The sequence below is a fragment of the Paraburkholderia sp. genome, from assembly GCF_034668105.1.
Lineage (GTDB): Bacteria > Pseudomonadota > Gammaproteobacteria > Burkholderiales > Burkholderiaceae > Paraburkholderia.
On the sequence record NZ_JAXDPY010000710.1, the window covers coordinates 1 to 10,091 of the forward strand.

Annotated in this window: 11 protein-coding genes; 8 read left to right on the forward strand and 3 right to left on the reverse strand. The window is 64.1% G+C overall.

Annotation, left to right across the window (positions count from 1 at the left end; genetic code table 11):
* Positions 1-387: GNAT family N-acetyltransferase (locus QOC89_RS31300; protein WP_416340520.1), on the forward strand; the 387-nt coding region annotated here is incomplete at its 5' end.
* 60 nt (positions 388-447) lie between these two features.
* Positions 448-1,878: a mannose-1-phosphate guanylyltransferase/mannose-6-phosphate isomerase gene (locus QOC89_RS31305; protein WP_323048585.1), complete on the forward strand. Its 1,431-nt coding sequence runs from the start codon at positions 448-450 to the stop codon at positions 1,876-1,878.
* 200 nt (positions 1,879-2,078) lie between these two features.
* On the opposite strand, the gene QOC89_RS31310 is transcribed toward QOC89_RS31305, so the two are convergent.
* Together QOC89_RS31310 and QOC89_RS31315 are read right to left on the reverse strand one after the other, a co-directional pair.
* Positions 2,079-2,327 carry a hypothetical protein gene (locus tag QOC89_RS31310; protein ID WP_323048586.1) on the reverse strand — a complete coding sequence of 83 codons (249 nt, stop codon included), beginning with the start codon at positions 2,325-2,327 and terminating at the stop codon, positions 2,079-2,081.
* Between the two features lie 303 nt (positions 2,328-2,630).
* Positions 2,631-3,323 (reverse strand): HAD family phosphatase, encoded by a 693-nt coding sequence (locus QOC89_RS31315; RefSeq protein WP_323048587.1) that lies wholly within the window; start codon positions 3,321-3,323, stop codon positions 2,631-2,633.
* Positions 3,324-3,574: 251 nt separating this feature from the next.
* On the opposite strand from QOC89_RS31315, the gene QOC89_RS31320 reads away from it, so the two are divergent.
* The 6 genes from QOC89_RS31320 (at position 3,575) to QOC89_RS31345 (ending at position 8,431) form a co-directional block, all read left to right on the forward strand.
* Positions 3,575-3,895, forward strand: coding sequence for a YXWGXW repeat-containing protein (locus tag QOC89_RS31320; protein WP_323048588.1), 321 nt, complete (start codon positions 3,575-3,577; stop codon positions 3,893-3,895).
* A 126-nt stretch (positions 3,896-4,021) separates the two neighbouring features.
* Positions 4,022-4,660 carry an RNA polymerase sigma factor gene (locus tag QOC89_RS31325; protein ID WP_323048589.1) on the forward strand — a complete coding sequence of 213 codons (639 nt, stop codon included), beginning with the start codon at positions 4,022-4,024 and terminating at the stop codon, positions 4,658-4,660.
* Positions 4,657-5,076 carry a hypothetical protein gene (locus tag QOC89_RS31330; protein WP_323048590.1) on the forward strand — a complete coding sequence of 140 codons (420 nt, stop codon included), beginning with the start codon at positions 4,657-4,659 and terminating at the stop codon, positions 5,074-5,076. The genes QOC89_RS31325 and QOC89_RS31330 overlap by 4 nt, the downstream gene beginning before the upstream one ends.
* Positions 5,073-5,615, forward strand: a complete 543-nt coding sequence (locus QOC89_RS31335) for a periplasmic heavy metal sensor (RefSeq protein WP_323048591.1) — start codon at positions 5,073-5,075, stop codon at positions 5,613-5,615. Before QOC89_RS31330 ends, QOC89_RS31335 begins: the two co-directional genes overlap by 4 nt.
* A 75-nt stretch (positions 5,616-5,690) precedes the next feature.
* Positions 5,691-7,277: a DUF1800 domain-containing protein gene (locus QOC89_RS31340; protein WP_323048592.1), complete on the forward strand. Its 1,587-nt coding sequence runs from the start codon at positions 5,691-5,693 to the stop codon at positions 7,275-7,277.
* Between the two features lie 5 nt (positions 7,278-7,282).
* A complete protein-coding gene (locus tag QOC89_RS31345) occupies positions 7,283-8,431 on the forward strand; it encodes a DUF1501 domain-containing protein (protein WP_323048593.1) in 1,149 nt (382 codons plus the stop codon).
* Between the two features lie 239 nt (positions 8,432-8,670).
* Here the strand turns inward: QOC89_RS31345 and QOC89_RS31350 are convergent, their stop codons facing one another.
* Positions 8,671-9,027: a BON domain-containing protein gene (locus QOC89_RS31350; RefSeq protein ID WP_179741415.1), complete on the reverse strand. Its 357-nt coding sequence runs from the start codon at positions 9,025-9,027 to the stop codon at positions 8,671-8,673.
* Positions 9,028-10,091: the final 1,064 nt, after the last annotated feature.

Here is a 10,091-nt window from a genome sequence, read left to right on the forward strand (position 1 = left end):
TGGTTTGACGACCCGCATGTCGCGCTGCTGCTGCTGATTTTTTTCGGCGTGCGCCGCACGGTTGGCATGCTGTTGCGTGGGCTGGTGCTGGAGAGTGAATTGCCCGCACCGAAATCGTCACAGACACTGATTGCTCATTGCGCGACGGATGAGCAGATGCGGAATGCCGGCGTGTTCAGCGGGCTGTTTACCAGTGTATTACGGGCGGGTCTGATGCACGACGGGCCCGATCGTCAGGTAGTACTCGATGTGCTGGTGAGTAATCGGCGTGCGTATAATTTGTATCGGCGCCTGGGTTTTGTCGAACTCTCGCGCCGCGCGCCGATCTCGCATCGTTTGCCGCACGAGCTTGAATCGGTACGAATGCAGTTTATGCGCCGGGCTTGACCGAGGCGGAGAAAATCGGCTCGCGCAAATTTAAAAAACAATATCTAGAGAGGAAGGACCATGCATATTCATCCAGTAATTCTTTGCGGCGGAAGCGGCACGCGGCTGTGGCCGATGTCGCGCGGCGGATATCCGAAGCAATATCTCAAGTTGACGGGCGAGAACACGCTGATTCAACAAACGGCGCTGCGCCTGCACGGTGTCGCCGACGTTGCATCGCCGATCATCGTCACAAACCATGAACAGCGCTTTCTGGTCGCGGAGCAGTTGCGCCAGATCGATGTCGTGTCGTCGGCGATCGTGCTCGAACCGGCCAGCCGCAACACGGCGCCGGCTATTGCGGTGGCGGCGTTGCTCGCCATGCGCGAAAGTCCGGACGCGTTGCTGCTGGTTCTGCCGTCCGATCACGTCATCGCAAACGAGCCGGCTTTCATCAAGGCGGCCGGCGCCGCCGCGCAGATCGCCAGAGACGGCTATCTCGTCACCTTCGGTATCACGCCGACCGAGCCGCACACCGGGTACGGCTATATCCGTACCGGCGCGGAACTGGTAGACGGCGCGCAGAGCTATGCGGTCGACGCTTTCGTTGAAAAGCCGGATGCGCGAACGGCCGAACGCTTTCTTGCTGAAGGCGGCTACTACTGGAACAGCGGCATGTTCATGCTGAAAGCGTCCACCTACATGGAGGAGTTGCGTCGCTTCGAGCCCGAAATCGCGAAGCAGGCGGAGCTTTCGTTGGCGAGTGCGCAAGGCGGCAGCGATTTCGTCCATCTCGATGCACAAAGCTTCTCGGGCTCTCCCAACATCTCGGTCGACCATGCCGTGATGGAGAAAACGAAGCGCGCCGCCGTGGTCGCGGTGGCGGACCTCGGCTGGAACGACATCGGCTCGTGGACGGCGCTCGCTGACATTGCGGAGCGCGATGCAAAGGGCAATGCGCTGATCGGCGACGTGCTGACCGACGCCGTGACCAATTCGTACATTCGCGCTGAATACCGGCTGGTGGCCGCGATCGGGCTGGATAACGTCGTGATCGTCGAGACCGCTGATGCTGTGCTCGTCGCGCATCGCGACCAGGCGCAGGACGTCAAAAAGATCGTCGCGCAGTTGAATGCCATGGGACGCCACGAGTCGGTCACGCACCGTCGCGTGGTGCGGCCGTGGGGATCGTACGAAGGCATCGACAGCGGCGAGCGCTTCCAGGTCAAGCGCATTGTCGTGAGTCCCGGCGCGCAGCTGAGCTTGCAGATGCATCATCATCGCGCGGAACATTGGATCGTCGTCAAGGGCACTGCGGTCGTCACTAACGGCGACAAGGAGATCGTGCTGACGGAAAATCAATCGACGTATATTCCGCTCGGGGTCACGCATCGGTTGCTGAATCCGGGCAAGATTCCGCTCGAGTTGATCGAGGTGCAGTCCGGCGCTTATCTCGGCGAGGACGACATCGTCCGTTTCGAAGACACTTATGGGCGCGTAGCGCAGGCTTGATTGCGATGACACGGCTCGCGTGCATACGGCGGCGATGTCGTTGCCGTGTGCGGTGTGCCGATTGCGGTTGAAGTTGCTCGTGTGGCTAAAGGCGCATCGACAGGATTGAACGTCGATCTGCGCGTGAAAAGAGGCGCAATGAAGATAGACGAGCCGGCTATGCCGGCCCGTCTATTTTTTTTTGCGGTTTCTCGCACGGCCTAAAGCGGCACCACCTTCGGCTCACAGTGCGAAGGCTGATTTCCATATGGCTGAAAGACCGGCCCACACCCCCAATGAATCGGCGGACACTCCCACCCACGCCGGACGACAACCGGTGGCATCATGCCGCCGGGACAAGCAGACGGCGCTTCTCGCGTGAGGCAGGCAATGCCGCCGCTTATGGATTGCGAAGCCGAGCGGTCGAGTTCGTCGACGCGGGGCAGATCTTTGAGGACTAGCGTTTTCATGGTGGATCTCCGGCAGGGTTGGATTGACAATGAGCCCGGTTATCGCCGCGCTCATGAATTCCAATTGCACACACCGTGCCATCCATCGCAGAACCGCGCGCGCTCCGCCTGCGCCCGATCTTGCGCACACAAGGTGGTTGAGATAGCCCGACTCGCGATGCGACGGTGTCGGTGCGCTGCCAACAGTCACACCCGTTATGGCGAACGGGGCTAATCGAGGCTAGTCGCCGCGCGGTTGAAAATCGCGTAGATCGGGTCTATCGCGTGCCGATCGATCCCGCGTTCGCCTAACGGCGCGTGCGCTTAGCGCGGCATGCCTCGCCATCCCGCAAGCAGCCCAGGCAATTCGGCCATGTCCCGAAACACATGCACCGCGCCCGCGCCATGCAGCGCGGTCGCGCTGCTGTGACCCAGCTCTTTCGGGCAATAGCCGAACACGGTGGCGCCGGCGGCCACGCCCGCCGTCGCACCCGTGACGGTATCTTCGATCACCGCGCAACGTTGCGGGTCCACGCCCAGGCCCGCGGCCGCGGCAAGGTAGACGTCGGGATAGGGCTTGCTGCGCGGGGTTTCGTGGCCGCTGAAAATGCGGCCTTCGAAGCAGTCCAGAATCCCGGCCTTCGCCAGTTGTAATTCCACTTTGATCCGATCGGCGCCCGACGCGACAGCGATGCGTCCGTCGAGTGCCGCGAATAGCGCGCGCACGGCGGCTGCCGCGCCGTCAATCGCCACCAGGTCGCGATCCAGCGCCTCATTACGGCGCGCACGAAACTGCATTAGCCAATCCGCCGTAATCGCGAAGCCGGTATGCGCTTCGATCAGCGCCGCTTCGTCCTTGACGGCCTTGCCGACAAAAATGCGCATCGTCTCTTCAACGCTCAATTGCCAGCCCAGCTCGCCGAGCATCTCGGTCAGCACGCGGTTGGTGATGGGCTCGGAGTCGACGAGCACGCCGTCGCAGTCGAAGAGTACCGCGTCAAAAGGGAAATCGGCCATCGGGCAGGGTACGGATAGAGGTCGCGGAACCCGCAAGGATACCTCACCGGCTCGCGCCGCCGAGTCTCGCGGTGCAGCTGATGACCGACGCGGTTCTCCAACTTTGAACGATTTCTGGCCGCCGCGAGTCGCACGCTTTCAGCGCGGTTCTTCCCCATGCCAATCAAAGCGACGGATTTTTCCGGCTGCTGCGTTCAAGAAGAAACGGAGCCGCTTCCGGCTTCGGCTCGGATTGGATAGGGGAAACCAGCATGACAACGACCAAACCGGTCCGCTTTCTGACCACGGTGCTCGCAGCGGCAATCACGAGCGCCGCCGCGCTGACGGCGGCGCCCGCCTTCGCGCAGGCAGTGCTCGTCGCGCCGATGGCGCCCCCGCCGCCCCGCGCGGAAGTGATGCCGGCGCCGCGTGCCGGCTACGTCTGGGATCAAGGGCGCTGGCGTTGGGATCATGGGCGTTATGTGTGGGTGCCGGGCCGTTGGCGGCCCGTTCGCGTCGGCCACCGCTGGATGCCGGGGCATTGGGTGCAGCGCGGCCCGAACTGGCGCTGGGTCGAAGGGCATTGGGCCTGAAGCTCGGGCGTCGTATATTGATGCCATGCACGCAGTCATCGAATCGCGGTGCGCCGTCCGGATCGGTGCGCGCACAACCACCCGAGTCGCGCTCCGCACCCGGCGCGCGCTGCGGAGCCGCACGCCTTGAGCGAACGCGAGCCCCATGGCCAGAACCATCCCGATCGCCATCCCGACAGCCATCCCGATCGCGCAGACCATCCCGATGGCGAGCGCGATCCCGACGCGGAACTGCTGGCGCGGGTCGCTCGCCAGGACCCGGTGGCCGTCCGCTCGTTCGTCGCGCGCAAGCTGCCGCGTCTGCTCGCGCTCGCCACGCGCCTGCTGGGCGATCGCATGGAAGCGGAAGACGTGGCGCAGGAGGTCTTCGTGCGGATCTGGAAACAGGCTTCGCGCTGGCGCGAAGGCGAGGCGAAGGTCGATACGTGGGTGCATCGCGTCGCGCTCAATCTTTGCTATGACCGCTTGCGCGGCCGCCGCGAAGTCCCGCACGACGATCTGCCCGACGAGATCGACCCGGCCGCATTGCCCGACACGATGCTCGAAACGCGCGACCGGGACGCGCGCGTTCGCGCGGCGCTCGCCGCGTTGCCGGCACGGCAGCGCGAGGCGCTGGTGCTCAGCTACTACCAGGAAATGTCGAACCTCGACGCTGCTGCCCTGATGGGTATCACGGTCGATGCGTTGGAAAGTCTGCTGGCACGCGCGCGCCGCAATCTGCGCGCTCAACTGGCCGGCAGCGGCCTTAGGAAGGACAAGTCATGACGCCCGAAAGATTTCATCAGATCGTCGAAGCCTACGGCGCCGATTCACACCGCTGGCCGCAACCAGAGCGCGCGGCGGCGCAGCGCTGGGCCGCGGCGCATCGCGTCGAGGCCGATACGGCGCTGGCGGACGCGGTCGTCCTCGATGCGTGGCTCTCGGCCGATAAGGTCGAGCCGCCGGGCATGGCGCTGCGGCAGCGCATCATCGGCAACGCACCGGTACGGCGCCCGATTTCGCCCCGCCGGCGATGGTGGTGGTCGGGCGCGGCGGTGGCCGGCGTCGGACTGCTGGGCGGCGTGGCCGGTGCTTTCGCGGTGTCGTTCTTTGTGGTGACCGGGAGCGTTCCGCAAGCGCATGAATCCTCTTATTTAACTTCGAGCTTCGGTGGTTCTCCCGCCGATTGGAGCGGCGAATGAACGGCCGGTCATGGAAAATCGTGCTGGGGGCGTCGCTGGTACTCAACGTGTTTTTGCTGGGCGCGATTGTCGGCGGTGCTTATCAATGGTTTGCAGCGCGTGCCGCGGGTAGTGTGGTGGTGGCGCAGCAGCACACGGCGCTGCGCTTCGCTGCCGAACCGCTGCCGGTCGAGCGTCAGAAGGCCTTTGCCGACCGGTTGAAGGATGCGCGCCGCGACGGACGGCAGTTTGCGCGCGAGGGGCGGGAAGGCCGGCGCGACGTGTTGCGCCTGCTGGCCGCGCCGCAGTTCGATCGAGCCGCGCTGGATGCCGCGCTGGCCCGCACGCGCGAGGCCGACAGCAGCCTGCGCGCGAAAGTGGAGGGCAGTGTGGCGGACTTTGCGGCCACGCTGTCGCCCGAGCAGCGCGTCGAATTCGCCGAGAGCCTGAAGCTGCGCGGTCAGTGGCGTGAGCCGCAACTAGCCGCCAATGCGAACAAGCCGGCGAAGTCGGGCAACGCGGCCGCGAGTGACGCATCGAGTGACGCTTCAGGTGATTAAGAAAATGCTAAATGGGCGCGACGGATTTCATCGTGGCGCCCGTTTAAAGAAATATCCAACGCCGAAGAGGATGGCATGGCTACCTCACCAGACATGAATCCCGCGGCGATTGCGCTGAACCGCTTCGGGCTCGGCGCGCGTGCCGACGATACACCGCCCGCCGACCCGAAAGGCTGGCTGCTCGCGCAGTTCGAGCAATATCAGCCGCGGCCTGCGGCGTGGGCGAGCCAGCCTGATTCAGTCGCGCTGTCCACCGAGCTGGCACAGCAGCGCATGCAGATGAACCAGTTGAATCAGCAGGTCCAGCAGAATCCGCAGAACGTGAGCGAAGGCACGGCGGCTAGCCAGGGGAATGCGCAAGCTAACCTGCAAGCTAACGAACAAGGCGGCACGCAAACCAACGGGAAAACCAACCCGCAAGCCACCGGACAAGCCGCAATAGAAGCGACTGCCCAAACTGCTAAGCAAGCCGAAAGAAAAGCGCTGCGCGGCGAAATCCTCGGTATGTACCGCTCGTCGGTGAACGCGCGGGTCGCCAGCGCACTGACCACGCCAACGCCTTTCATCGAGCGGCTGGTTCATTTCTGGGCGAATCATTTCGCGGTATCCACCGAGAAACCCGGCGTCGCCGCGCTGGCCGGCTCATTCGAAGCGGAAGCGATTCGCCCGCACGTGCTGGGCCGTTTCGAAGACATGCTGATTGCGGTCGAACGTCATCCGGCCATGCAGTTGTTTCTTGACCAGACGCGCTCGGTCGGGCCGGACAGCATGGCGGCCATGCGTGCCGCCCAACGCAATCCGGACATCAAGCGTGGTCTGAACGAGAATCTGGCGCGCGAAATCATGGAGTTGCATACCCTTGGCGTGAGGAGCGGCTATAGCCAGGACGACGTCACCGAATTCGCTCGCGCGCTGACCGGCTGGAGCCTCGCCGGCAATCCGGGCAATCCCGGCGATCCTCGCAACGCGGGCCGGCAAGCCATGCCGCCGAACGCCGCCCCAGGCACCTTCGTGTTTCGCGCCGCGCTGCACGAACCGGGCGCGAGAACCATCATGGGGCGCCGCTACGATCAGCCGGGCGACGAGCAGGCGTTGGCGATCCTGCACGACCTCGCCGGCGCGCCCGCGACCGCGCAGCACATTGGCGGCAAGCTCGCCCGTCACTTCGTCGCGGACAATCCGCCACCGGACGTGAGCGCGCGGCTGGCGAGCGCGTTTGCACGCAGCGGCGGCGATCTGCCGACCGTGTACCGGACGCTGATCGACATGCGCGAGGCGTGGTCGCCGGTCGCCGTGAAGTTCAAGACGCCGTGGGAATGGACTATTTCCTCGATGCGCGGGCTCGGCTGGCAGGACCTCGGCAACCTGCAGACCGCGCCCATTCTGACGCAACTCGGTCAGCCGGTATGGCGTCCTGGTTCGCCCGCCGGCTATGACGACATTGCCGCGAGCTGGGCGGCGCCGGACGCGCTCGTGCGCCGGGTCGAAGTGGCGCAGCGCTTCGCCTCGCGGGTCGGCGACCGGCTCGACGCCCGCTCGCTCGGGCCCACGTTGCTGGCCGGCTCGCTGAGTGCACCGACGGCCATGGCGGTGTCGCGGGCCGAAAGCGCGTCGACGGCGATTGCGCTGCTGCTGGTCTCGCCGGATTTTCAACGGAGATGAATGCCATGCTTTCACGCCGCAAGTTTATGGGCATCGCCGCCGCGGGCGCGGGCGCGATGCTCGTGTCGCCGCACATCGCCTTTGCCAGCGTGGCCACCGATCGCCGCTTCGTGTTCGTGATCCAGCGCGGCGCGGCCGATGGCCTGAACATCGTCGTGCCGTATGCCGAGCCCGCCTACTCGACACTGCGCGGCGCCCTCGCGATCGATGCATCCAGCGCAACCCGGCTCGACGGCACCTTCGCGCTGCATCCCTCGCTCGTGCGGACCGCCGCGATGTATGCGGACCATCAGGCGCTGTTCGTGCACGCGGTGGCCTCGCCGTATCGTGACCGCTCGCATTTCGACGGGCAGAACGTGCTGGAGACCGGCGGCGCGTCGCCGTATCAGATGAAGGACGGCTGGCTGAACCGGCTCGTCGCATCGATGCCGGCCACCCGCGAGAACGCGATCGCCTTCGCGCCGACCGTGCCGATGGCGCTGCGCGGTAAGGCGGCGGTGACGTCGTATGCGCCCTCGGGCTTGCCGCAGGCGCCTGATGATCTGCTGATGCGGGTCTCGCAACTGTACGACCAGGATGCGCAATTGCGGCCGCTATGGCAGTCGGCGATGACCGCGCGCGGGCTCGCGGGTGACGCCGGCGCGCGTCAGGACCCGGCGAGCCTCGGCAAACTCGCGGCGGGTTTTCTGTCGCGCGACGACGGTCCGCGAATTGCGATGATCGAAACCGGTGGCTGGGACACGCATACCGCGCAGAACGCGCGCCTTGCCGATCAGCTGAAAGCGCTCGACACGCTGCTCGGAGCATTGCGGGACGGCATGGGTCCGTCATGGAGCAAGACGACTGTGGTGGTGGCAACCGAGTTCGGCAGAACCGCCGCCGCCAACGGCACGGGCGGCACCGACCATGGCACCGGCTCGGTGGCGATGGTGCTGGGCGGTTCGGTAGTGGGCGGACGCGTACTTGCCGACTGGCCCGGCCTGAAACCGGGCGAGCTTTACGAAGCGCGCGACCTCAAGCCGACTTTGTCGCTGGATGCGCTGATCGCGGGCGTCGCGAGCGAAAGCCTTGGACTCGATCCGCAACGCATGGCCGCCACGCTGTTTGGCCAAACCGCGGGCACGCAGCCGATGACCGGGCTTGTGCGCGCATAGCGGTGGGGTGCAAAACACAACGCGCCAGCATTCCAGCGAGCGGATTGGACCGCCGTGCGCCGGGTAGCCGGTATGGCAGGACGTTGAAACGGATGTCGCAACCTGGTAGGCCTGGCCCGACGGTGACGGTTCAAATACCAGGACAACATCAGGACGATAGGCATCGCTGCGGAGTGGTTCTAGCGGCGATGCCTATCGTGACCTGTTCGTTGTTTATCAATTGCCAGGCGAGGTCAACCTCAGCCGCCACCGCCTTGCGTACCGATCGTCAGCTTGTTGCTGACTGACTTCACGCCGGCGACGTTCTTCGCCACTTCCTCCGCTTGCGGGATCTGCGCACCGTCGGGTACCGACCCAGTCAAGGTTACCGCGCCGCCACGCGCCCGAACAAACACGTTCGACACATCGAAACCCTGCGCCTTCGACAAAGCCTTGCGCACGCTCAGCCCTAACTTGCGGTCCGCGCTCTTCACCGCCTTCGCAGACGGAGCCGGCGCCGGCGCCGCCATCGCGTCGCTGGACTGGGCATAGGCACTGGACGCAGTCGCCACACACAACGCGATGCCAAGCGCCTTCAATAGATTCACTGTTTTCACGTTTTCTCCATCCTCGAAAAGTTGAGTTCGCATCGTTGCATGCAAAAAACCACGCGCCTGCGAGCGCTTTGCTGCCCGCACGGAGTTCCCTGTCTTGTAGAAGAGTGACGTTGTGAAGCTCCCAGCGCGCTTAAACAATACTCCAGCAAACGCAGTAGTGTTGGAAAAACTGACCTGAGGGTTCTGTGCTGGCCGTCGGTGGCCTGGCCGCCGGTGGCGGGATTTGGCTAACGATGGAACGCATGCGATGCGGTGCTGTGCGCAGCGGAACGTCTCGCTGCGTTGCAGCACGGGGTTGGTGCGCGCGTGACGGCGCGCTTGGGGCTGGGCCTTGAGGGCGGTCTGCTATTGGGGGTTTCCTTGAGCTGGCTTTTTGGCCTTTCCTTGAACTGGCTTTTTGGCCTTTCCTTGATTTCTTATTGGTCTATTAGCGTTGCCCCTGTGCGGGGCGGCACTTACTTTCTTTGCCGCGGCAAAGAAAGATAAGCAAAGAAAGCCGCTCACCCCGCCAGCCCATAAGCGGGTCCCCCGCACAGTTACGGTAGTGGTGCATCTGGAATCGGTGCTCTCGCACATTCGACGTGAGTGACAAGGGAGTCATACTTCCGGCGGCGCTGCGCGCGCCGAAGCGTTATTTATGCGCAGTCATTTGGCCGGCTTTTTCGTGCTTTCATTCACCAGCAACGTGAATCTTTAGGATAACTGGGTGCTTCACCGAGGTGAAGCCGATGGTCCCAACGAATCCAGGCGAAGCGCAATGTTCCTGATGAACCCTTCCGGCGAGCACGCAGTGCGAGCCGGGAAGTATGACGGCTTTGTCACGCGCGCCGAATGTGCGAGGACACTGATTCCAGATGCACCACTACCGCAACTGTGCGGGGGCCCCGCTTATGAGCTGGCGGGGTGAGCGGCTTTCTTTGCTTATCTTTCTTTGCCGCCCTCCATGTCAGGCTAGTTGTCGCCTCACCCGAACCGATTAATGTAAAGATGGGGGGCGGACAGCGAATGGACGATGAAACGCTATTCAGCGCAGACCCGGGAGTGGGCAATCCAACAGATGATGC

Coding starts and splice junctions, on each gene's coding strand:
- QOC89_RS31330 (WP_323048590.1), top strand. CDS start 4,657: ATGACGCCCGAAAGATTTCATCAGATCGTCGAAGCCTACGGCGCCGAT.
- QOC89_RS31340 (WP_323048592.1), top strand. CDS start 5,691: ATGGCTACCTCACCAGACATGAATCCCGCGGCGATTGCGCTGAACCGC.
- QOC89_RS31315 (WP_323048587.1), bottom strand. CDS start 3,323: ATGGCCGATTTCCCTTTTGACGCGGTACTCTTCGACTGCGACGGCGTG.
- QOC89_RS31310 (WP_323048586.1), bottom strand. CDS start 2,327: ATGAAAACGCTAGTCCTCAAAGATCTGCCCCGCGTCGACGAACTCGAC.
- QOC89_RS31305 (WP_323048585.1), top strand. CDS start 448: ATGCATATTCATCCAGTAATTCTTTGCGGCGGAAGCGGCACGCGGCTG.
- QOC89_RS31335 (WP_323048591.1), top strand. CDS start 5,073: ATGAACGGCCGGTCATGGAAAATCGTGCTGGGGGCGTCGCTGGTACTC.
- QOC89_RS31345 (WP_323048593.1), top strand. CDS start 7,283: ATGCTTTCACGCCGCAAGTTTATGGGCATCGCCGCCGCGGGCGCGGGC.
- QOC89_RS31320 (WP_323048588.1), top strand. CDS start 3,575: ATGACAACGACCAAACCGGTCCGCTTTCTGACCACGGTGCTCGCAGCG.